Consider the following 22,098-nt stretch of genomic DNA (forward strand, 5'->3'; position numbering starts at 1 on the left):
TGCCGATGTCGTGACCATGGTGCCTGGTGCCTCAACCTCCCACCAGCGCCTGGGCGTAGCCGGTTGCCACGACTCCCAGTCCGAACACCAGCACCAGTGACATGATCAGATCGGGCTTGCGTTTCATTCCTGACTCCCTTCATACGGCCGCTTGCCGTATTGTCTTGATGTTGTGGTCAAAGCGACTGACTCAGACTATAGGGTGATCACCCATGTATGGCAATCATCACGCTTCCACGATGAAGCCCGTCAGCCAGGCGTCATCATGCCCAGCAAGTAAGTCAGCGCTTGCGCGCGCAGGATACGCCGCTTTGCCTCGACTTCCAAGACGTCATCCCGCCATGGCTATGCCATAAACAGTTGGTAGGCGGGATTGTCACTTTCCTTCCAATAGCGATAGCCAATGGCGTCAAAATGTTCCTCGACGTGGGAGCGATCCCCGTTGGGAATCTGCATGCCGACCAGCACCCGACCATAGGCAGCACCGTGGTTGCGGTAGTGGAACAGCGAGATGTTCCAGTCCTGGGGCAGATGGGTCAGGAAGTTCATCAGCGCGCCGGGGCGCTCGGGAAACTCGAAGCGATAGACTTCCTCGGTGAACTCGGTACGGGGCCTGCCGCCGCCCAGATGACGGATATGCAGCTTGGCCAGTTCGTTGTCGGTCAGATCCTCGACCGGGTAGCCCGCCTCGATCAGTTTGCCGATCAGCGCCTGGCGATCCTCGCCGCCCGGCTTGACCTGTATGCCGACGAAGATGTGGGCCTGGTCGGCATCGGCGTAGCGATAGTTGAATTCGGTGACCATGCGCTTGCCGATGGTGCGGCAGAACTTCTTGAAACTGCCAGGTCGCTCGGGAATGGTCACCGCCAGGATCGCCTCGCGCTGTTCGCCGAGTTCGGTACGCTCGGCGATATGCTGGAGCCGATCGAAGTTGGTGTTGGCGCCAGAATTGATGCATATCAGGGTCTGGCCCTCGGCCCCGGTCTCCTGGATATACTTCTTGAGACCGGCCAGCGACAGCGCGCCGGAGGTCTCGGACACCGCCCGGGTATCCTCGAAGATATCCTTCACCGCCGCACACATCTCATCGGTGTTGACGGTGATCACCTGGTCCACCAAGTCACGCATCAGGGAAAAGGGAATCTCGCCGATCTGCGCCACCGCCACGCCCTCGGCGAACACCCCGACCTGTTCAAGGATGACCCTTTCACCGGCCTCCAGCGCGGCCTTCAGGCAGGCGCTGTCCTCGGCTTCCACCCCGATCACCTTGATCTCCGGGCGCAGGTACTTGATGTAGGCCGCCATGCCGGCGATCAGGCCACCACCGCCCACCGGAATAAACACCGCATCGATGGGGCCGCTGTGCTGACGCAGGATCTCCATGGCCACGGTGCCCTGTCCGGCGACCACATCGATATCGTCAAACGGCGGGATATAGGTGTAGCCGTGGGCCTCGACCAGCTCCTGGGCGTGCTCTGCGGCGGCGGCGAAGGCGTCGCCCTTGAGGATGACCTTGGCGCCCCAGCCACGTACCGCAGCCACCTTGATCTCCGGGGTGATGCGAGGCATCACGATCACCGCCTTGACGCCCATCTGCTTGGCCGCCAGCGCCAGGCCCTGGGCATGGTTCCCGGCGGAGGCGGCGATCACGCCCTTGGCTTTCTGCTCATCGGTCAGGTGAGCCATGCGATTGTAGGCACCGCGCACCTTGAAGGAGTGCACCGGCTGAAGGTCTTCACGCTTGATCAGAATCTGATTGTTGAACCGTCGCGACAGCATGGGCGCAGGTGAGATCGGCGTTTCTCGGGCGGCTTCGTAGACCCGGGCCTGGAGAATCTTCTTGACGGTAGCTTCGAGCATTCTGGTATCCAGCGTGAGGGAGGCGGGCAAAACCCCTATTGTTAGCATCGCCTCACGCCCAACGTCCAGCGCCAGCCACCCCAGGCAGACATTGCTTGCCTCAGTGCCGAGCTGCCGCGACCGCGATGAGGGCGGAAGCGGGCGGAGCCCAGGCACCACGGTGACACGCCACACAGCGTTTCTTCCGTCTTTCGCGATGCCCTATAATGGCCGCAGCTTTCCTCTTCTCACGCTCCCCATCGCAGGTATTCCATGACCCAGGACGAACTCAAGGACGCCGTCGCTGCCGCCGCCATCGACGAGGTCCGCCCGATGCTCGGCCGTGACATCGTGATCGGTGTCGGTACCGGCTCCACCGCCAACTGCTTCATCGACCGCCTGGCAGAGCTGCGCGGGGACTTCCGCGGAGCGGTGGCCAGCAGCGAGGCCAGCGCCCAACGATTGAAGGGGCACGGCATCGACGTCTACGAGCTCAATGAAGTCGGCACTATGCCGGTCTATGTCGACGGCGCAGACGAAGTGAACGCTCACCTTCAGATGATCAAGGGTGGGGGTGCCGCGCTGACCCGCGAGAAGATCGTGGCGGCCTGCTGCAAGACCTTCATCTGCATCGCCGACGCCTCCAAGCGGGTCGAGCGCCTGGGCGACTTCCCGCTGCCCATCGAGGTGATTCCCATGGCCCGTTCCTACGTCGCCCGGGAACTGGTCAAGCTTGGCGCCGATCCGGTCTACCGCGAGGGCGTGGTCACCGACAACGGCAATCAGATCATCGACTGCTACGGCCTCGACATCGATGACCCCGTCGCCCTGGAGACCCGCATCAACGCGATCGTCGGAGTGGTGACCAACGGCCTGTTCGCCGCTCGTCCGGCGGATATCCTGCTGATCGGCGGCGCCGACGGCATCAGCCGGCATCTTCCTGCCTGAGCCCGATCACCTGCCTTGGCTGTGGCCAAGCAGCCGGTCCAGGCCAGCGAGGGTGGCCTCCAGCGCACCCCGGTGGGTGTCGATGACACCTTGCCCGGCCTCGCTCAGCCGCTTGCGCTGTTCTGCATCCTCGAGCAACGCGGCGACACGCTCGACCAGCTCGTCGGCGTCGGCGATCTCGACCAGCGCGCCGGCGTCTCTCAGCAGCTGGGCCACGTCCTCGAAATTGTCGAGATGCGGGCCGGTCACCACCGGCACACCCATCAGCGCGGGTTCGAGCAGATTGTGGCCACCGATGGGCACCAGACTGCCGCCGACGAAGGCCAGGTCCGCAGTGCCGTAGAGCGCCTGCAGCTCACCCATGCTGTCGCCAAGATAGACCTCTGCCCTGGCGCTGGGGACGCGTCCCCGGGAGCGCCTGACGGTCTCGAAGCCGGCCTCCTGGCACAGCCTGGCGACCTCCTCGAAGCGCTGCGGATGGCGCGGCACCAGCACCAGCAGGATATCGGGAAAGCGTGCCTGAAGGCGGCGCTGGACCCCGAGCAGCAGCTCATCTTCGCCGGGGTGGGTGGACCCGGCGACCCAGATCGGGCGATGCCCGATGGCTGCGTGCAAGCGCTCACTCACCTTCAGAGATGCATCATCAAGGGCCATGTCGAACTTCATCGATCCGACGACCTGGATGTGGTCGGACGCCATGCCCAGTTCGACGAAACGCTCGGCATCCTCACCGGACTTGGCCGCCAGCCAGTCGACACAGGCCAGCGACTCGGCCATCAGCGGGCGCAGGCGCCGATAGCCACGAAAGGCACGGGGCGACAGGCGGCCATTGACCACCGCCACCGGGATACCCCGCCTGGCGCAGACCCTCAGCAGGTTCGGCCACAGCTCGGTCTCGAAGAAGATCGCCTGGCGAGGGGCCAGACGCTGGACAAAGCGGCGCGCGGCGCCGGGAAAGTCGAGCGCCACGAAGACATGGCTCAGGGGAGCGGCCGCCTCCGCCTCGGGAACGTCGTCCACCAGCGAGAGCACTCGTTCGGCGCCGGTGGCGGTCATGGTGCTGACCACCAGTCGGTGATCGGGATGGCGCAGGCGCAGGGCACGGATCAACGGTCGTGCCGCCACCACCTCGCCCACCGAGGCGCAGTGCAGCCATAGCCGCGGACGCTCGTCGGCGAAGGGCCGCAGACAGCCCATCCGCTCGCCACGAGCGCGATCCGGCAGCTGTTCGCGCCAGACCCGTCGCCAGATCAGCGGCGACAGCAGTCCGATGGCACCTGAATAGGCGAGCCGTGGCCAGCTCACCCTCAGCTCTCGCGATCGAGGATGGTCGAGATCATGGCGGTGGTGGAGACGCCATCCTCGAAGCCGAGCACCTTGACCTCGCCCCCTGCGTCACGCACCGCTTCGCCGCCGGCGATATCCTCGGGCCGGTAGTCCCCGCCCTTGACCAGCACGTCCGGCAGCACCGATTCGATCAAGCGAGCCGGCGTATCCTCGGCGAAGGGCACCACCCAGTCCACCGCGCCGAGTCCGGCCAGCACCTGCATGCGGCGATTGAGCGGATTGATCGGCCGCTTGGGGCCCTTGAGCCGACGGATCGAGGCGTCGTCGTTGACCGCCACGATCAGCCGGTCACCGAGCTGGCGGGCGTGCTCCAGGTAGGCCACGTGGCCGGCATGAAGAATGTCGAAGCAGCCGTTGGTCATCACCACTCGCTCGCCACGGGCCTGGGCGGCGCGCACCGCCAGCACCAGCGGTGATTCCTCGATGACGCCGAATTCGGCCAGCTTGTCGCCGTGCAGCGCGGTGTAGAGCTCGGCGATGGACAGCGTCGCGGTGCCGGGCTTGGCCACCACCAGACCCGCCGCCAGATTCGACAGGGTCATGGCCTCGGCGAAGCCGTGGCCGGCGGCCAGGGCTAGACCCAGCACCGCGATCACGGTGTCGCCGGCGCCGGTGACGTCGTAGACCTCACGGGCCCGAGTCGGCAGGTGCAAGGGGTCATGGCCTTCGCGAATCAGCGTCATGCCCTTCTCGCTGCGGGTGATCAGCAGCGCCTCGAGCTCGAGCTCCTCGCGCAGCGCCTCGCCCTTGGTGGCCAGGATGTCGTCGCTGGGGCAGGGCCCGACCACCGCCTCGAATTCGGCCAGGTTGGGGGTGATCACGCTGGCACCACGATAGCGCCGGAAATCGCTGCCCTTGGGGTCCACCAGCACCCGCTTGCCGGCCCGGCGCATTTCCGGGATCACCATCTCGACGTTGGCCAGGGTGCCCTTGCCGTAGTCGGACAGGATGATCAGGTCGAAGTTGTCGGTGGCCTCGATCAGCCTGGGCGCCAGCTCCGAGGTGTCGATCTTGTCGAGTCCATCCTCGAAGTCCAGCCGGATCAACTGCTGATTGCGGCTCATCACCCTGAGCTTGGTAATCGTGGGCATGCCGGGGGTACGGTGAAAGTGAGTGCTCACCCCCACCTCCTCCAGGCGCGCGGTCAGACGGTCGGCATTGTCGTCGTCACCGACCAGTCCGGCCAACGCCGCGTGGGCCCCCAGAGAGGCGATGTTCAACGCCACGTTGGCGGCGCCGCCCGGACGATCCTCGCACTCTTCCACGCGCACCACCGGCACCGGGGCCTCCGGCGATATCCGGGAGGTGCCGCCGTGCCAGTAGCGGTCCAGCATGACGTCGCCCACCACCAGCACGCGGGAGCGCTCAAGCGCGGTCAGATCAAGCTTCATCGGGTGACTCCCTATCGAGGTCGGAGCGGTGTTGCGAGGCGGTGTCGGCGAGCAGGGTATCGAGTCGCTCGATCACGTCGTCGGCGCGAATCAGCGACATCGCATCGGGATGGCGGACCCGCTGGCCCCAGGTGATGGTGTCGGGATCCGCCTGGAGGAACTCCCGGACGGCGTCAGGGTAGCGATTGACCACGTAGTCGCGCCACAGGTAGGGCGCGGCGCGATCGGGGTTGGTGGTGGCAAACAGGCCCACCACCGGGGTAGCCAGGGCGTTGGCCATGTGCACCGGGCCGGAATCCGGGGCGATCACCACCCGGGCGCGATCGATCAGCGCCAGCAGACCCTTGAGCGAGGTGGCGCCGATGGCGTCGATCACCGCCTCGGGGTGACACAGCGACTGAATGCGCGAGCCCATCTCGCGCTCCTGGGTACTGCCGCCCCCGGTCATCACCGTCTTCAGGCCAAACTGGGTCCAGGCGTGCTCCACCACGGCGGCGTAGCCTTCCGCCGACCAGTTGCGAAAGTTGCGCAGGCGCGGATTGGCACAAGGACTGATCAACAGATAGGCGCTGTCGCCGGTGAGCTCCCTGGCCTCGGCGTAGGCGCTGTCCGGCACCGGCAGTCGCCACTCCAGCGACGTATCCTCGACCCCCAGCAGGCGCGCGAAGTCCATGAACGACTCCAGCACGTGGGCTCGCTCACGCGGGGCCAGCTGACGATGCGTGAACCAGTACTGACGGTCCTTGGCCCGTGCCGGGTCGAAGCCCACCCGCACCTTGGCCTTGAGTCCCAGCGACAGCACGCTGGCTCTGAGTGCCTGCTGCATGTGCAGCAGCACGTCGAAGCGGGTATCGGCCAGCTCGCGCCACAGCGCCCGCATGCCCTTGAGGCCGGTGGACTTGTCGTAGACGACGAACTCGACCCCTGACAGGCCGGTCAGTAGACTGTATTCGCCCTTGCCGACGATCCAGGTGATCCGCGCCTCGGGCCATTGGCGCTGCAGGGCTCGAACCGTGGGCACCAGATTGCACACGTCTCCCAGGGCAGAGAGACGCAGCACGCCGATGTGGGCAGGTCGAGCGGGCAGAGGATGCTTCATGCGGTTGGCAACGTATCAGTCAGGAAAGGTGGGCATTTTATACGATGCCACCAGTTTATGTGACGCTGTACCACGGCCACAAATCGGACCCGCTCTGCTGGCGCCAGAATACTGGCGCGAGGCAGGCCTGGTGACCGGACAGGCGCCGGGTCGCGGCCAGAGTCTGTTTCTCGAGGTGGGCGATCGTCAGTGGGTGCTGAGGCCCTACCGCCGCGGCGGTCTCGTCGCCCGGCTATCGACCTCCCGTTACCTGTGGACCGGGCTCGAACGCAGTCGCGCCTTTCGCGAAGTGCGTCTGACGGCACGGCTTTACCAGGCCGGCCTGCCGGTGCCGCGGCCGGTGCTGGGAGGCGTCGTTCGACATGGCCCAAGCTACGAGGCCGCGCTGATCACCGAGCGCCTGCCGGCCACCCGAGCGTTGGCAGAGCATCTCGGCAGCGGTGATCTGGCCCCGGGCCTGCTCCATGAAGTGGGCCAGGTCATCCGACGCTTCCACGACCATGGCCTCGACCATGTCGACCTCAACGCCCGCAACCTGCTGGTCGACGACAGCGACCGAGTCTGGCTGATCGACCTGGACCGCTGTCGCCTGCGCGCCCCTGGCAAATGGCGCGAGGGCAATCTGGCGCGACTGGGACGTTCGCTGGCCCGCTTCTGCGTCGACGAGAGGTCGGCCCAGCAGGCGCTCGAAGAGATCCGCCGCGGCTATAGCGACGTCTAGCCTGTGATCGATTCTCGGCTCCAGAACACTTTTGCAGCAACGCCTACAGTGATAGCGACCGCTTACTCACCTCTCTGAGCAAGCGGTGTCACTCGTCAGACGGCAGGCCGGCCAGCGAGCACGTCGTCGTAGACCCGAGTCAGCCCCTGCACATGCTGCGACAGCAGGAAGTGCTGCTTGACCCGACGTCGCGCCTCTTCACCCAGACGTCGCCTGAGCTCGCCATCTTGCGCCAATTCCAGCATGGCGGCGGCCCACTCGGAGGCGGATTCGGGGCCTGCCAGGCGGCCACTGTGAGCGTCGATCAACTCGGGGATGGCGCCACTACGCGAACCGATCACCGCCTTGCCGGCGGCCATGGCCTCGATCACGGTCAGGCCGAAGGCCTCGTTGCGCGACGGCACACAGACCACGTCGAGCACCTCGAACAACCGCGCCAGGTCACGCCGAAAGCCGGTAAAGGTGATGCGCTGCGACAGTCCCTGCTCGGCGACCAGCGCCTCGAGCTCGGCCACGTACTCCTCACGACTGCCCTCCTCGGCGCTGAGTCCACCGATGATGACCCCATGGACATCGAGCGTCGGATGCTCGGCGATCAGCCTCGCCAGGGCCTCGACGAACACCCGCTGGCCCTTGCCAGGCGTCAGTCGCCCCGCCACCCCGATGGTGGTGGCCGACGCCGGCAGCCCGAGGCTTGTGCGCAGGGCGCGCCGCTCGCCGGCGTCCAGACGCGGCGCCAGCGGCGCCGGGTCGATCCCCAGATACAGCCGCTGGATACGCTCGGCCGGCAGGGCGAAGGCCTTGACGTTACGTCGCCGGGTCGCCTCGCTGATGGACAACAGCCGCGACACCCGTCCGTAGGCCCAGCGGTGATACAGGTCCTTCTTCGGCCGGGTGACCCCCATATGGTCGGTGAACACCACCTTTAGCCGCGGCCGCAAGGTCGCCAGCAGGGCTGCCAGGCGCAGGTCGCTGGACTTGTGGCAGTGCAACAGGCGGATGTCGTGACGGGCCAGGTACTCAAGCCACCGGCGCACACCGAAAAGCGCCGAGCCTCTGGAGCGGGCAGTCAGCGTCGGCACCCCGGCATCATCGAGGCTCCTGGCCACCCGCGAGTCGCCCAGTGCCAGGGCATGCACCTGCCACCCCTGAGCGGCAAGCTCCGGTATAATCCTCGAAGGATACATTTCCAGTCCGCCCCAGCCGTCCGACAGGCAGATGTGCATGACCTTGTGACTCAAGGTGGTCTCCTTTCCGATAGCGGGGCTCGGGAGCCCAAATGACAGCAACGACGGCCTCGGCCGACGCTCGTGCCCCTCGACTGCTGGTGGTACGCAACGACAAGCTTGGCGATTTCATGCTCGCCTGGCCAGCACTCGCCGCCCTCAAGAAGGCCAAGCCCGCCCCTCATGTCAGCGTGCTGGTACCCGCCTATACGGCGCCGATGGCAAGGCTCTGTCCGTGGATCGACGACGTCGTCATCGACCCGGGTGAACAGGCGCCGAAGGATGCCCAGCGTGCCCTGCTGGCGACACTGCGCCAGGGCGGTTTCACGGCGATGCTGACGCTCTACTCCACCACCCGCATCGGCTGGCTCGGCCTTCGCTCGGGGATCCCCCTGCGCATGGCGCCAGCCACCAAGTGGGCCCAGCTATTCTACAACCGTCGCGTCACCCAGCGCAGATCCCGTTCGGCCAAGCCTGAATACATCTACAACCTGGAACTGGCCGAGGCCATGATTCAGGCGCTGGGACTCTCGTCAGGACAGCCGTCGCAACAGCACCCCGCGCCCCCCTACTGGCCCCTGGCCCCGCAACAACGTGACGCTCAGCGTAGCGCGCTGGGCCAGGCGCTGGGACTCGACGACACGCGCCCTTGGGTGTTCCTGCACCCGGGCAGCGGCGGCTCGGCGGTCAACCTGACTCCCGAGGCCTACGCCGGGCTTGCACAGGGTATCGATCGGCGCCTGGCCGAGTCGGGTGAGCGACCGCCCCACTGGATTCTTACCGCCGGCCCCGGCGAAGAAGCCGTGGCCGATGCCCTGGTCAAGACGCTGGACGAGGCTGGGCTCAGTGCTTACCGACAGCCGGCCTGCGCAGGGCTCGCCGACTTCGCTCGCAGTCTGGCGGCGGCCGACGCCTTTATCGCGGGTTCCACCGGCCCGCTGCACGTGGCAGGCTGTCTCAACCTGATCACCGTCGGCTTCTACCCGTCCCATCGCTCGGCCACCCCGCTGCGCTGGCAGACTTGCAACGACGCCGATCGGCGACTGGCGTTTCATCCACCGACGGATGCCGCTCACCAGGACATGTCGGCCATCGACCTGGAGGCCGCCGCCGCCGCCACTGCAGCGCGCCTGAGGAAGGTCAACCACCATCGGTCGACGGCATAGCAACAGCGTATCGGCGCATCCCACTCGCCACAGCGTATCGGTTGTTGGCACCAGCACCCCATCAAGCCCTTCGTATAGGCAGGCCCCATGACCCCGATTACCGGCATCATCATTACCCTCAACGAGCAGGACAACGTCGAGGAGGCCATCGCTTCGCTGGCTCCGGTGTGCGACGAGGTGATCGTGGTCGATTCCGGCAGCAGCGATGACACCGTTGCCCTGGCCGAGGCCGCCGGCGCTAGAGTGATCCATCAGCCCTATCTGGGCGATGGTCCGCAGAAGGCCTTCGCCGTCCCTCAGGCGTCACATGACTGGATCCTGGCGCTGGATGCCGACGAGCGCCTGGACGACGACGCCGTGGCGGCGATTCGCGAGCTGTCGCTGGACGACCCGCGCAAGGCCTACCGCTTCAAGCGTCGCAACTTCGCCGGCCGCCACTGGATTCGCGCGGCGGGGTTCTACCCGGACCCGGTGACCCGGCTGTACAACCGCACCACCTCGGGCTATCTGCCCAAGAAGGCGCACTCCTCGGTCCAGGCACCGGAGGTGGTCGACGTGGACGCCCATCTGCGTCACTTCACCTACCGTGACCTGTCCCACTGGATGCAGCGCATCGATCAACTGTCGACCCGCGACGCCTGGGCGATGAAGGAACGTGGTGTCACCCCCTCGTCGACTCGTCCCACGCTACACGCGATGACCGCCATGCTGCGCAAGCTGGTGCTCAAGGGCGGGCTGCTGCAGGGCCAGGATGGCATGACCGTCGCCATCACGACGGCATTCCATGCGTACATGAAGTATGCAAAGCTGAACGAACTGTACGAGAACGAGCGAGCCGATCGCTGATTCGTATCGGTTTCACGGAACGACACCTGGCGCCTCGATCATGCCCCTGCACCGCCCCGCCACCTCGACCTGGCTTCGCTGGGCCGTCCATCTGATTCTCGGCCTGTCCGTGGGCCATGCCCTGGTCATGGTCACCCGGCTGCCCGGCTGGTGCCTGCCGCTGCCGGCACTGGTGTGGTGTGCCCTGGCCGGATGGAAACGCTGGGGCGCGCCACCTCCACCACGACTGCGGGTGCAGGTGATCCCCTGGGCGCTGGCGCCACTGGCCTTCTGGGGCATCTACGTCTACCTGGCCAACAGCTTCGGCCAGGTGGACATGGGCGCGGTCTATTTCCACCTGCAGGCGGGCATTGCCAAGCACGGCGGCAGCGAGCGCAGCGTGGCGGCGATACTGTACACCGCAGCCATGTTGCTGATTCTGGCGGCCTACACCTGGCTGGTGCGAGCCGACTACCGCTGGCAACGCTGGGACCACTGGCTGGCCTTCGTGCTGCTGGTCGCCAATCCGATGTTCTACTCCATGGGCCAGCGCGGCGCGGCGGTGGTCACCGATCCCGGCACCTGGCTGGAGCGTCGCTACGTCGAGCCGGTGATCCTCAAGGCGCCGCCGCAGCCCCCCAACCTGCTGTTGATCTACCTGGAGAGCCTCGAGCGTACCTACGCCGACGAGGCCCGCTTCGGCGACGCCTACGCCGACCTGGCCGCCTTGGAAGCGGATGCGGTGGTGTTCGACAATGTTCGCCAGCTCGACAACACCGGCTGGACCATGGCCGGCATGATCGCCAGCCAGTGCGGCACGCCGCTGATGCCCGCCGGCCTGCTCCACGACAGCCAGTTCGAGCCACTGCACCACGTGGTACCCGGAGTCGCCTGCCTGGGAGATCTGCTCGCGGGGCTTGGCTACCGCCAGACCTTCATGGGCGGCGCCAGCACTGAATTCGCCGGCAAGGGGCTGTTCTACGAAGACCACGCCTACGACCGCGTGCTGGGGCGCGAGCAGCTCGCTGGCCGCCTCGACGACCCGGACTACCTCAATAGCTGGGGCCTCTACGACGACAGTCTGTACGCCATGGCGGAAGAGGAAGCAAAGCGCCTGGATCGTCAGGACGGTCCCTGGAACCTGACCGTGCTCAATCTGACCGCCCACGCCCCGGCGGGCTATCCGGCCAGGGCCTGCCAGGCCAATCAGGGTGAGCACGACGGTGTGGATATCCTGTACGCGGTGAAATGCTCGGCCTGGCTGACCCGCCGGCTGATCCAGCGCCTTGGCGACCAGGGTCTGCTGGAGGACACCCTGGTGGTGATCGCCAGTGACCATCTGACCATGCGTGTCTCGGCCTGGGATCAGCTGATTCAGACGCCTCGCACCAACACCCTGATGATGATGGGCAATGCGCTGACGCCCCAACGCATCTCGACCACCGCCACCACCATGGACACCCTGCCGACGCTACTGGAGGCGATGGGCTTCACCATCGACTGGCACCGCGCCGGACTGGGCGTCTCGCTGTTCTCGAACGATCCGACCCTGGCCGAACGCTACGGCCTGGAAGCGCTCAACGGGTACATGCGTGAAGAAACCGCGCTGCAGCAGCGCTTGTGGCAAGGCCTGGCCCCGGCGTATCGCAACGACGGACAGCCCGACACCCCGCCCGAGGCGCCCCAGCAGCCTTGACGTTGGCGTCTACCTGCCTGGGCGCCCATATGAAGAGTAGCGGCGACAGGGCGCCTGGATGACGACCAGGACGGTTGGACAAGGCTTCACCGACGACACCTTGCCCCGGATCACTCGTTGCTGGCGTCGATCCGGTTCGGGGCCTCGTCTGTCAGGATCGCCTCCAGCACGCTGTCCACAGTGATCTGCTTGAGGCAGTTGGTATGCCCGAGCGGGCAATGTCGCTCGAAGCAGGGCGAGCAGGACAAAGCCAGATAGTGAATCCGGGCGTTGTCGGTCAGCGGCGGCGTATAGGCCGGCGACGAGGAGCCATAGATCGCCTGGATACGCGTCCCTACCGCGGCGGCCACATGCATCAACCCGGAGTCATTGGTCACCACCTGACGACAGTCACCAAGCAGGTCGACGGCATCCTCCAGGCGGGTCGCGCCACACAGGTTGTGGGCATGCTCGAGACCGGTCACGATCTCCTCGCCCGCCCCGTGATCCTTGGGCCCACCCAGCACCCTTACCTCGAAGCCTTGAGCGATCAGCTCCCCGGCCAGGCGATGGAAGTAGGCCAGCGGCCACTGCTTGGCGGGGCCATATTCCGCCCCTGGCATCAGGCCAATGGCAGGACGCACGCCGAGTCGATGTTCATCATGCAAGCGCGCCAGGTTGATCGCATCCTGACGCAGCTGTGGCTGGGGAATCTCGAAGTCGCCGGCAGCGGCAGCGTCCGCCGGCAGCCCCAGCGAGACGAAGCGTTTGACGGTCTGGTCGAGCACGTCGCGCTGCAGCTCACGGCGCTCGCTCAACAGGCCAAAACGGTGCTCCCCGGTGAAGCCGGTTCGCCTGGGTATCCGCGCCAGAAAAGGCACCAGTGCCGACTTCCAGGAACGCGGCAGCACGATGGCATGATCGAAGCGTCCCTTGAGCGACCTGGCCAGCCGTCGTCGGGCGGAAAAGCCGAAGACGCCGTGTCCGACGGCCAGCTCGACGACCTCGTCGACCTCATCCATGCGCTCGAGGATCGGCCTCGACCAGGCAGGCGCCACCACCGCCAGGGCGGTGGCGCCCTGCTGCTTCAGCGCCTTGAACAACCCCTGGGCCATGACCATGTCACCGACCCAGCTGGGACCGACCACCAGCAGCCGCTGGCCCGCCAGCCGCGGCTGCGCCATGACCGGCGCAGCTTCAGCCATTCAACCACTCCAGGTAGCGGGTCACGCCCTCGGCCACGGTGTGGAATTCCTTGTCGTAGCCGGCCTCGCGCAGCCGCGAGATATCGGCACGGGTGTAGCTCTGGTAGCGCCCCTTGAGCTCTTCCGGGAAGTCGATGTAGTCGATGCGGCCCTTGCCGTAGAAGTCGATGACCGTCTCGCCGATCGTCTTGAATGGCTCGGCGCGGCCGGTACCGAGGTTGTAGATTCCCGACACCTCGGGGTTGTCCAGAAACCACAGATTGACGTCGACCACGTCGCCGACATAGACAAAGTCACGGCTCTGCATGCCCGCGTCGTAGCCGTCCCAGGCGCCGAACAGGCGCAGGTTCTCGCCGGCGCTGATCTGGGTGTGGTGATGGAAGGCCACGCTGGACATCTTGCCCTTGTGCTGCTCGCGGGGGCCGTAGACGTTGAAGTAGCGAAAGCCCACCACCTGGGTCTTGAGTTCGGCCTGGCGCGAGCGCACGTACTGGTCGAACAGCAGCTTGGAGTAGCCGTAGACGTTGAGCGGTTTCTCGTGCTCGGGGGACTCCACGAACACCTCGCTGCCGCCGTAGGTGGCCGCCGACGAGGCGTAGAGGAAGGGAATGCCCTCCTGCTCGCAGAAGTGCAAAAGCTCCTTGGAGTAGGTGAAGTTGTTCTCCAGCATGAAGCGTCCATCCCACTCGGTGGTGTCCGAGCAGGCACCTTCGTGGAAGATCGCCTCGATGGGCGGAAGCTGGTTCAGCTCGCCGCGCATGTGGGCCTTCACCCGGGACAGGAACTCGTCCTTGTCCATGTAGTCCCCGAGGGTCAGATCCGCCAGGTTGACGAACTTGGTGCCGTCCCGCAGGTCATCCACCACCAGGATGTCGGTGCGCCCCCGGTCATTGAGGGCCTTGACCAGATTTGAACCGATGAAGCCGGCTCCGCCTGTCACTACGATCATGGGAAAACCTCTGTTGGCGCTGTGCCTATAACCGAATTGCCTGTGATTGTATACTTGACGGCTCGTGAATTCATGGCCAACGGTGCTTCCCAATGACACAGTCGACGCCAGACGTGGCAACCTTCCAGGGCCTGATCCTCGCCCTGCAACAGTACTGGGCCGAACAGGGCTGCGTGATCATGCAGCCGCTGGACATGGAAGTCGGTGCGGGCACCTTTCACCCGGCCACCTTCCTGCGCTCCATCGGACCCGAAACCTGGAACTCGGCGTACGTTCAGCCGTCTCGCCGTCCCACCGATGGCCGCTACGGCGAAAACCCCAATCGCCTGCAGCACTACTACCAGTTCCAGGTGGTCATGAAGCCCTCCCCGGCCAACCTCCAGGAACTGTATCTGGGGTCGCTTGAGCGTCTCGGCATCGACCCGCTGGTCCATGACATCCGCTTCGTCGAAGACAACTGGGAGTCACCGACCCTGGGTGCCTGGGGACTCGGCTGGGAGGTCTGGCTCAACGGCATGGAGGTGACCCAGTTCACCTACTTCCAGCAGGCCGGCGGCATCGAGTGTTTCCCGGTCACCGGTGAGCTGACCTACGGCCTCGAGCGCATCGCCATGTACCTTCAGGACGTGGACAGCGTCTACGACCTGGTATGGACCATCGCGCCCGACGGCTCCCGCGTTACCTACGGTGACGTCTACCTGCAGAACGAGCGCGAGCAGTCCACCTACAACTTCGAGCATGCCGACGTGGACGCCCTGTTCGGCAACTTCGACCACCAGGAAAACGAGTGCCAGAAGCTGCTCGCCGCCAACCTGCCGCTGCCGGCCTACGAGCAGGTACTCAAGGCCTCCCACACCTTCAATATGCTCGACGCCCGCCACGCCATCTCGGTCACCGAACGCCAGCGCTATATCCTGCGCGTGCGCACCATGGCCCGCGACGTGGCCCACGCCTACTACGCCTCACGCAAGGCGGCCGGTTTCCCGCTGGCCCCGGAAGCGCTGCGACGTGAACTTCTCGACGACGAACCCCTTGCCGCACAGGGAGACGCATAAGCATGGCCGCCCACACCCTCTTGCTTGAACTCGGCGTGGAAGAACTTCCGCCGGGAGCCATCGACACTCTCTCCGACGCCTTCGCCGAGGGCGTGCGTCGCGGCCTCGCCGATGCCGGCGTCGACTTCCAGGGCGTCACCGCCTACGCCTCCCCCCGCCGGCTGGCGGTACGGGTCGAGGCACTGGCCGACAAACAGCCCGACCGCGACGTCGAAAAACGCGGCCCTGCCCTGGCGGCAGCCTTCAAGGATGGCGAGCCAACCAAGGCAGCCCAGGGCTTTGCTCGCTCCTGCGGCGTCAGCGTCGATGAACTGATCCATCTGGAGACCGACAAGGGCACCTGGCTCGGCTACCGCGAACAGCAACAGGGCGAGGCCACCGTCGCCCTGCTGCCCGCCATCATCGACAAGGCTGTGGCGGCCCTGCCGGTGCCCAAGAACATGCGCTGGGGCGCTTCCCGCATCGAGTTCTCCCGCCCGGTTCACTGGCTGGTGGCGCTCTACGGCGACCAGGTCGTACCCGCCACGGTGCTGGGCCTTGAGGCCGGCCGCGAGACCCGCGGACACCGCTTCCACGCCCCCGAGGCCATCGCCCTGAAACATGCCGACGACTACCTCGGTGCCCTGGAGGATGCCTGGGTGCTGGCCGATCGCAGCAAGCGTCGCGAGCGCATTCGCGAACAGGTACTGGCCGAGGCAGAACTGCTCGAAGCCACCGCCGTCATCGACGAGGACCTGCTGGAAGAAGTCAGCGGTCTAGTCGAGTGGCCGGTGGCGCTGACCGGCAGCTTCGACGAGCGTTTCCTCGAGGTGCCGGCGGAATGTCTGATCTCGTCGATGAAGGCCAACCAGAAGTACTTCCACCTGCTGGATGCGGACGGCAAGCTCAAGCCCGCCTTCATTACCGTGTCCAATATCGACAGCCGCGAGCCGGACAAGGTCATCGCCGGCAACGAGAAGGTGATTCGCCCTCGTCTGGCCGATGCCGCCTTCTTCTACGAGACCGACCGCAAGCGCCCGCTCGCCGAGCGCATCGAGGGCCTCTCGAGCGTGGTGTTCCAGAAGCAGCTCGGGACCCTCGCCGACAAGGCCAGACGCAGTGCCAACGTGGCCGCGCACATCGCCAGCCGGACCGGCGGTGACGAGTCCCGCGCTCGCCGTGCTGCGGCCCTGGCCAAGTGTGATCTGGTCACCGAAATGGTGCTCGAGTTCCCGGAGCTTCAGGGCATCATGGGGCGCTACTACGCCGAGCACGATGGCGAAGACGCCGAGGTCGCACGCGCGCTGGAAGAGCAGTACCTGCCGCGGTTTGCCAGCGACGCCATCCCCCAGACCCTGACCGGACAGGCCCTGGCCATCGCCGATCGCCTGGATACCATTACCGGGATCTTCGGCATCGGCCAGCGCCCCAGCGGTACCAAGGACCCCTTCGCCCTGCGCCGTGCTTCCATCGGCGTGCTCAATATCCTGGTCAAGGGTGAGCTGGATCTGGACCTGCGCGAGCTGCTCGAGCTGGCCGTGGCCCAGCATGAGGCGCTGCCCAAGGCAGACGGCCTGGTCGATGACGTCCTTGGCTACATGCTCGATCGCTTCCGTGCCTGGGCCCAGGACGAAGGGATCGGTGCCGAGGTTTACCTGGCGGTGCGTGCACGCCCGGTGACCCGCCCGCTGGACTTCGCCCGTCGCCTGCGCGCCGTGGCGCAATTCGCCACGCGTGATGAAGCCGCCGCCCTGGCCGCCGCCAACAAGCGAGTCGGCAACATCCTGTCCAAGCAGGATCACGATGGACGCACCGAGGTCGACGAGAGCCTGCTCTCCGAGGACGCCGAGAAGGCCCTCAAGAACGCCGTGGCAGCTTGCCAGGAGCAGGTCGCTCCGCTGTTCCAGCAAGCCCGCTACAGCGACGCTCTGGACGTGCTGGCAAGCCTTCGGGCACCGGTCGATGCCTTCTTTGACCAGGTGATGGTCATGGCCGAAGACGAAGCCGTTCGTGCCAATCGTCTGGCCCTGCTGGCAAGCCTCCAGGCGCTGTTCCTCGAAGTAGCGGATATCGCCGAACTGCAGCAGTAATCCAGCCCCTGGTGGCAACGAGGCCGGTCCCGCAAGGGGCCGGCCTTTTTTTGTATCGACAGGCTGAGCCCGCCCGGCACGCCACCCCACGGCCCCAAACCTTCTGAACCCTTCATAGGGGATACCACAGCCGCTACGAACGCAGGAGTGAGCCAATGGGATGTCGCATGGAGAGTCAAACCTGGCGATGCAGAGTGTGGCACTCGCCACCGACGTTTCACGTGGAACATTGCCCAGATAGAAAGCGCCGGCGGCGACAATGTTTCACGTGGAACATACAGGAGTACAAGCAAGGGCAGGCTCTCGTGTTTCACGTGAAACCCACCCCGCTTGATGTACCTCCAGTACGCCGCCTGGAGCTTGTACCCCGACGCGAGCCCTGAGCCTCACGACCGCTGCTTTTCTTGGCGCCCCGCCTCCGCCGCTTTACTCAGCGCCCCGCCTCCGCCGCCTTACTCAGCGCCCCGATTCCGCCGCTCTACTCTGCGCCCCGCCTCCGCCGCGCTACTCTGCGCCCCGCCTCCGCCGCGCTACTCTGAGCCCCGCCTCCGCAGCCTTACTCAGCGCCCCGCCTCCGCAGCCTTACTCAGCGCCCCGATTCCACCGCGCTACTCTGCGCCCCGATTATGCCGCTTTACTCAGCGATACGTTCCGCCAGCCGCTGATCCATGATCACCAGCGTCTTGCCCAGTTCGAGATCATTGTCCTGCGGGTCAGTTGCCGACAGGCCCACGCTCGGGTGACGGTCGGCTATGGTGCTCGAATGCAAGCCACTGCCAACGGCACCGTTGGCGAGCCACTCAGGCAAGTCGTCGGCGCTCAGACGACGTCCGATAGCGGGCCTGAGTCCGTGGCGATCCATATAGCGGAGCATGGCCTCCAGGTCGTCACGGCTGCCGACGCTGATCCCTTCCAGATGCAACAACTTGCGAATCGCCGGTCCCACCAGATCACCCTCGACACGGCCACTCTCGAGAAAGCCCACCAGGGCGACATGCCCATTGGTAGCCATTGACGGCAGAATGGCATCGACCAGAAACTGCCCGCCCACCACATCGATGGCACGCCCTACGCCCACCGACTCGGTGATGGCCATCACCTGGGACGCCACGTCGGCCGCCCCACCCTCCCGACCGATCACCGCTACCGCGCCTAAATCCCTGAGCCGTGATGCCAGAGCGGGTCGCGACGTCACCACGATAGGCCGAGCACCGGCCGCCGCCGCCATCTGCAGGGCCTGCAGCGACACGTTGCCGGTTCCCGCCAACAGCAGGTAACGGCCTTTCAGCTCATCCAGGTCGCCAAGCGACTTCCAGGCCGTGACGCCGGAGATCGCCAATGCAGCGGCTTCCTCGAGCCGCCAGCCAGATGGCACGGCAACCAGCGCACGACGGGGAACGATGACCTCCTCCGACAACCAGCCATCACCAGGACCTCCCAGCTTTGAGGCGTGATAGGATTCCTTGAAAGCTCCAGAAATCCAATCGATGGTGTAGTGGCCCAGCACCGGTTGTCCCACCTCGAGATCAACGACATCCCTTCCCGTTTCCAGCACCACCCCAGAGCCTTCAGACAGCGGCACGAAGGGGCGTGGCATCTGCGGCAGATAGCTGCCGTCCTGCAGCGCCCTGTCGCGGTAGTTCAGCCCCACCGCAGCGACCCTGACACGCACTTCTTCGCTGGCCAGGTCACGACGTGCTACCTGGTATTCATGGATTCCTTCAGGCCCCACCCTGTCAGAGCGGAATTGACGAAAGTGACGTAGCGATACCAATGGGCGTAGACGAGCTTCCAGTAACATGGGAACAACCTCCTCGTTGGTCTTCCCCTATCCTGGCCCGTCCGAGACCAGCGCAGTAGCGAAGCTCACGGAGTACTGTCTTGCACTAGACTCAACAATAAGGCCCCGACACCCAGCCGACGCCTGGACCTTACCGCGCCTAAGCAAGGCCATGGTCTCTGAAAGGTGGTCATCCACACCAGGAGTTCGCCCGCAGTGGCGCCACACGTGCCTCTGTTTGCATGAGGTCGGTAGGAAGACTTGGGCGAAACCGACTGCATCGACCCTGGCCCCATGGCGACTCGTGCAATGACCAACCCCCTGCCTCTGGACGAGAGTGCACCATGCCATCCCATCACGACACACTGGTCGCTGGACTGCTTGCCCTGGTTGAAGTGGCAAGATATGGCTCACTGCGCGCGGCCGGCGAACAGCTCAACCTCACCAGCGGCGCGGTCAGTCGCCGCCTCGATGCGCTGGAGTCCCGACTCGGGACGAAGCTGTTGCACCGGACCACCCGTGAGGTTTCCCTGACCCTGGCGGGCCGCACCTACCTGGAACGCGCCGTCCCTGCTCTACGGTTACTCGACAAGGCGGCGGATACCTTGCAGGACATCAGTGACCGACCGCGAGGACTGATCCGCCTATCACTACCGGTCAATTTCGGCCGAATCCATATTGCGCCCTTCCTCCCCGAATTTCTCGATCGTCATCCAGACATTGAAGTGGACGCTGACTTCGACGATCGCTTTGTCGATATCGCCTCGTCCGGGCACGATCTGGCAGTGCGAGTCGGGGTGCTCGAGAACTCTCGCTTGGTCGCCCATCCCTTGGCCGCAGATCAGCGCATGCTGGTGGCGTCGAGGGCCTATCTTCAGCGCCAGGGTGTACCGCGTCACCCACTGGACCTGCTGCACCACAACTGCCTTCACTACACACGGTTCCAGGGTATTCAGCGCTGGCCACTTCGCCGTGGCGACGAGGTTCACAACGTGCCGGTCAGCGGAAGCTACAGAGCGAACTATGGGCACGCACTGGTGATCGCGGCAGAGGCAGGTATCGGCATCCTTCATACCTCCCGATCCATCGTCGGGGCCTCGCTGGAAGCCGGCAGGTTGCTCCCCGTGCTCGAGGACTGGTCGCTGCCGGACATCAGCATCCACGCGCTGCTTCCAGGACGGGATCCTCCAATGCGGGTACGAGCATTGCTCGATCACCTGAAGGACTCGATACCCACATCACTGGCGACAGCCGGCGCGACAGGTTTGCACACCGACACTACGTCGCCACCCCTTTCGGACTAGGGTGTTGCCAGCGACAACTAAGGGGCTGGGGTCGCAGCGATCCGTGGCTTACCGAATACGGAGGAACCTGGGATGGTTGTCGCTGGAAAGGGCTTGCGACACCCGTGCATGAGGCCCTTGCATGAGACCCTTGCTACGCCCTCGACATGGCGGGAACAGCACGAGCTTCCGCTAGGGCTTGTCTGAAAAGTGCCTGCGCTCGGTAATACGGCGTTAAAAATCGGATCAAAATGCTCATTTACACTCCGTAAACTGCGCTTTCTCACCGATTTTTGCCTTGTCTAACCTTCGTTCGTCGACTTTTCGGACAGCGCCTAGCAAGGGGTGAGACAGACAGCAACAGCGGCGGGGTTGGTAAAAACTGCGACCTGGGCCACAGACACGGCCTCGTCAGCACCTGATTGTTTCACGTGAAACATGCCCCTACACTGGGTCGATTACGTGACAGCAACCACCCTTACCCATCGCATAGACCAGGTAGACCCATGGCCCCACGACTCGTCATTCTCGACCGTGACGGAGTGATCAATCAGGACTCCGACAACTACATCAAGTCGCTCGCCGAGTGGGTCCCCTACCCCAGCGCCATCACCGCCATCGCCCGTTTGTCCCAACAGGGCTGGACCGTCGCTGTTGCCACCAACCAGTCAGGCATCGCGCGAGGCTACTACGATGAGGCGACGCTGGAGTCCATGCACACCAGGATGCTGAGTCTGGTGGAGGCCGAAGGCGGTCGAATCGAGCATATCGCCTACTGCCCTCACATTAGCGAGGATCGCTGTGATTGCCGCAAGCCCTTGCCCGGTCTGCTCCGCCAGATTCAGGATGCGCTTGCACTCGACAGCCTGGAAGGCGCCTGGATGGTGGGCGACAGCTACCGGGATCTCGAGGCAGGCGCTGCCATGGGCTGCCGCCTTGCATTGGTGCGTACCGGCAAGGGCGAGCGCACACTAGCCAAGCATCCAGAACTTGGCCGGACCGACAGCGAGGCAGAGGTCTATGACGATCTCGCTGGTTTTGTCGACCAACTGCTGCAAGGAAACCTGGATACCTGAAAGCACCCTGCATCAGGCTCGCCCCGTCGTCACCCCTCGCCACCCCTCGGCGAGCCTCCAAGCCTGGGCGCTGACTTAGCTCTCCCTTCATCTGTCTGCAACTGCCGAGCCCCATGTTTCACGTGAAACATGGCGGCTCGCATTCTTCGTATATCAACGTCCAAACAATAGCTTAGAGCACGGAAAAGCTCTTGCGACTTACCCGCCCGGGAGATCATGGTGCTCAAATGTCGGTCTTTCCGTGATGACTACGAGTGCAATGTATCGAGCCCCCTTCAGTATCACAGAGCCCCCCCGGACAGGTTCCCGCACGTTCCATATACCGCGACAACCAGGGCATCCAGTCTGAAGCGTGAGACTCCTCGAGTCCAAATAGCAGTAGGCGGAACACCTGACGTGGATAACAAGACGCAGGTAACAAGATCCAGGCAGCAAGACACAGAT

Annotated in this window: 17 protein-coding genes; 9 read left to right on the forward strand and 8 right to left on the reverse strand. The window is 65.0% G+C overall.

Annotation, left to right across the window (positions count from 1 at the left end; translation table 11 throughout):
- Positions 1–345: 345 nt before the first annotated feature.
- Positions 346–1,908 (reverse strand): threonine ammonia-lyase, biosynthetic, encoded by a 1,563-nt coding sequence (ilvA, locus tag KUV74_RS10075; protein WP_260425355.1) that lies wholly within the window; start codon positions 1,906–1,908, stop codon positions 346–348.
- Positions 1,909–2,112: 204 nt separating this feature from the next.
- Between ilvA and rpiA the strand changes: the two genes are divergently transcribed.
- Entirely contained in the window at positions 2,113–2,787 is a 675-nt protein-coding gene (gene rpiA / locus KUV74_RS10080) for a ribose-5-phosphate isomerase RpiA (RefSeq protein ID WP_045990979.1), read from the forward strand.
- 6 nt (positions 2,788–2,793) lie between these two features.
- Here the strand turns inward: rpiA and waaA are convergent, their stop codons facing one another.
- The 3 genes from waaA to KUV74_RS10095 are packed head-to-tail and all read right to left on the reverse strand — an operon-like array spanning position 2,794 to position 6,624.
- Entirely contained in the window at positions 2,794–4,092 is a 1,299-nt protein-coding gene (gene waaA / locus KUV74_RS10085) for a lipid IV(A) 3-deoxy-D-manno-octulosonic acid transferase (protein ID WP_222516253.1), read from the reverse strand.
- A gap of 2 nt (positions 4,093–4,094) precedes the next feature.
- Positions 4,095–5,525, reverse strand: a complete 1,431-nt coding sequence (gene hldE, locus KUV74_RS10090; RefSeq protein ID WP_045990977.1) for a bifunctional D-glycero-beta-D-manno-heptose-7-phosphate kinase/D-glycero-beta-D-manno-heptose 1-phosphate adenylyltransferase HldE — start codon at positions 5,523–5,525, stop codon at positions 4,095–4,097.
- Entirely contained in the window at positions 5,515–6,624 is a 1,110-nt protein-coding gene (locus tag KUV74_RS10095; RefSeq protein ID WP_108131936.1) for a glycosyltransferase family 9 protein, read from the reverse strand. The genes hldE and KUV74_RS10095 overlap by 11 nt, the downstream gene beginning before the upstream one ends.
- Between KUV74_RS10095 and KUV74_RS10100 the strand changes: the two genes are divergently transcribed.
- The gene (locus KUV74_RS10100) at positions 6,623–7,345 is read left to right on the forward strand and encodes a 3-deoxy-D-manno-octulosonic acid kinase (protein ID WP_222516254.1); all 723 of its coding nucleotides are present in this window, start codon (positions 6,623–6,625) and stop codon (positions 7,343–7,345) included. The genes KUV74_RS10095 and KUV74_RS10100 overlap by 2 nt on opposite strands.
- A gap of 95 nt (positions 7,346–7,440) precedes the next feature.
- Here the strand turns inward: KUV74_RS10100 and KUV74_RS10105 are convergent, their stop codons facing one another.
- Positions 7,441–8,586: a glycosyltransferase family 4 protein gene (locus KUV74_RS10105; protein ID WP_261395294.1), complete on the reverse strand. Its 1,146-nt coding sequence runs from the start codon at positions 8,584–8,586 to the stop codon at positions 7,441–7,443.
- Between the two features lie 38 nt (positions 8,587–8,624).
- Between KUV74_RS10105 and KUV74_RS10110 the strand changes: the two genes are divergently transcribed.
- From KUV74_RS10110 to KUV74_RS10120, 3 genes are all read left to right on the forward strand, one after another.
- Positions 8,625–9,737, forward strand: a complete 1,113-nt coding sequence (locus KUV74_RS10110; RefSeq protein WP_213229453.1) for a glycosyltransferase family 9 protein — start codon at positions 8,625–8,627, stop codon at positions 9,735–9,737.
- 87 nt (positions 9,738–9,824) lie between these two features.
- On the forward strand, positions 9,825–10,583 hold the full coding sequence (locus KUV74_RS10115) for a glycosyltransferase family 2 protein (protein ID WP_045990973.1): 759 nt from the start codon (positions 9,825–9,827) through the stop codon (positions 10,581–10,583).
- 40 nt (positions 10,584–10,623) lie between these two features.
- Positions 10,624–12,258, forward strand: coding sequence for a sulfatase-like hydrolase/transferase (locus KUV74_RS10120; protein ID WP_222516255.1), 1,635 nt, complete (start codon positions 10,624–10,626; stop codon positions 12,256–12,258).
- 110 nt (positions 12,259–12,368) lie between these two features.
- On the opposite strand, the gene waaF is transcribed toward KUV74_RS10120, so the two are convergent.
- Positions 12,369–13,442 (reverse strand): lipopolysaccharide heptosyltransferase II, encoded by a 1,074-nt coding sequence (gene waaF / locus KUV74_RS10125; protein WP_409996586.1) that lies wholly within the window; start codon positions 13,440–13,442, stop codon positions 12,369–12,371.
- Entirely contained in the window at positions 13,435–14,391 is a 957-nt protein-coding gene (rfaD, locus tag KUV74_RS10130) for an ADP-glyceromanno-heptose 6-epimerase (RefSeq protein WP_108131940.1), read from the reverse strand. The genes waaF and rfaD overlap by 8 nt, the downstream gene beginning before the upstream one ends.
- 92 nt (positions 14,392–14,483) lie before the next feature.
- On the opposite strand from rfaD, the gene glyQ reads away from it, so the two are divergent.
- Together glyQ and glyS are read left to right on the forward strand one after the other, a co-directional pair.
- Positions 14,484–15,446, forward strand: coding sequence for a glycine--tRNA ligase subunit alpha (glyQ, locus tag KUV74_RS10135; protein WP_222516256.1), 963 nt, complete (start codon positions 14,484–14,486; stop codon positions 15,444–15,446).
- Between the two features lie 2 nt (positions 15,447–15,448).
- Positions 15,449–17,515, forward strand: coding sequence for a glycine--tRNA ligase subunit beta (gene glyS / locus KUV74_RS10140; protein ID WP_222516257.1), 2,067 nt, complete (start codon positions 15,449–15,451; stop codon positions 17,513–17,515).
- A 634-nt stretch (positions 17,516–18,149) separates the two neighbouring features.
- Here glyS and KUV74_RS10145 read toward each other — a convergent pair.
- Positions 18,150–19,316, reverse strand: a complete 1,167-nt coding sequence (locus KUV74_RS10145) for a zinc-binding dehydrogenase (protein ID WP_222516258.1) — start codon at positions 19,314–19,316, stop codon at positions 18,150–18,152.
- 323 nt (positions 19,317–19,639) lie between these two features.
- Between KUV74_RS10145 and KUV74_RS10150 the strand changes: the two genes are divergently transcribed.
- Together KUV74_RS10150 and gmhB are read left to right on the forward strand one after the other, a co-directional pair.
- Entirely contained in the window at positions 19,640–20,599 is a 960-nt protein-coding gene (locus KUV74_RS10150; protein ID WP_222516259.1) for a LysR family transcriptional regulator, read from the forward strand.
- 485 nt (positions 20,600–21,084) lie between these two features.
- Positions 21,085–21,654 (forward strand): D-glycero-beta-D-manno-heptose 1,7-bisphosphate 7-phosphatase, encoded by a 570-nt coding sequence (gene gmhB / locus KUV74_RS10155; RefSeq protein WP_124804525.1) that lies wholly within the window; start codon positions 21,085–21,087, stop codon positions 21,652–21,654.
- Positions 21,655–22,098: the final 444 nt, after the last annotated feature.

Source organism: Halomonas sp. DP1Y21-3 (assembly GCF_019801245.1).
Taxonomy (GTDB): domain Bacteria; phylum Pseudomonadota; class Gammaproteobacteria; order Pseudomonadales; family Halomonadaceae; genus Halomonas; species Halomonas litopenaei.

Bases quoted from the DNA above. Each gene is read 5' to 3' on its own strand.
- ilvA (WP_260425355.1), bottom strand. From the start codon at position 1,908: ATGCTAACAATAGGGGTTTTGCCCGCCTCCCTCACGCTGGATACCAGA.
- rpiA (WP_045990979.1), top strand. From the start codon at position 2,113: ATGACCCAGGACGAACTCAAGGACGCCGTCGCTGCCGCCGCCATCGAC.
- hldE (WP_045990977.1), bottom strand. From the start codon at position 5,525: ATGAAGCTTGATCTGACCGCGCTTGAGCGCTCCCGCGTGCTGGTGGTG.
- KUV74_RS10100 (WP_222516254.1), top strand. From the start codon at position 6,623: ATGCGGTTGGCAACGTATCAGTCAGGAAAGGTGGGCATTTTATACGAT.
- KUV74_RS10095 (WP_108131936.1), bottom strand. From the start codon at position 6,624: ATGAAGCATCCTCTGCCCGCTCGACCTGCCCACATCGGCGTGCTGCGT.
- KUV74_RS10110 (WP_213229453.1), top strand. From the start codon at position 8,625: ATGACAGCAACGACGGCCTCGGCCGACGCTCGTGCCCCTCGACTGCTG.
- KUV74_RS10115 (WP_045990973.1), top strand. From the start codon at position 9,825: ATGACCCCGATTACCGGCATCATCATTACCCTCAACGAGCAGGACAAC.
- KUV74_RS10120 (WP_222516255.1), top strand. From the start codon at position 10,624: ATGCCCCTGCACCGCCCCGCCACCTCGACCTGGCTTCGCTGGGCCGTC.
- waaF (WP_409996586.1), bottom strand. From the start codon at position 13,442: ATGGCTGAAGCTGCGCCGGTCATGGCGCAGCCGCGGCTGGCGGGCCAG.
- rfaD (WP_108131940.1), bottom strand. From the start codon at position 14,391: ATGATCGTAGTGACAGGCGGAGCCGGCTTCATCGGTTCAAATCTGGTC.
- glyQ (WP_222516256.1), top strand. From the start codon at position 14,484: ATGACACAGTCGACGCCAGACGTGGCAACCTTCCAGGGCCTGATCCTC.
- glyS (WP_222516257.1), top strand. From the start codon at position 15,449: ATGGCCGCCCACACCCTCTTGCTTGAACTCGGCGTGGAAGAACTTCCG.
- KUV74_RS10145 (WP_222516258.1), bottom strand. From the start codon at position 19,316: ATGTTACTGGAAGCTCGTCTACGCCCATTGGTATCGCTACGTCACTTT.
- KUV74_RS10150 (WP_222516259.1), top strand. From the start codon at position 19,640: ATGCCATCCCATCACGACACACTGGTCGCTGGACTGCTTGCCCTGGTT.
- gmhB (WP_124804525.1), top strand. From the start codon at position 21,085: ATGGCCCCACGACTCGTCATTCTCGACCGTGACGGAGTGATCAATCAG.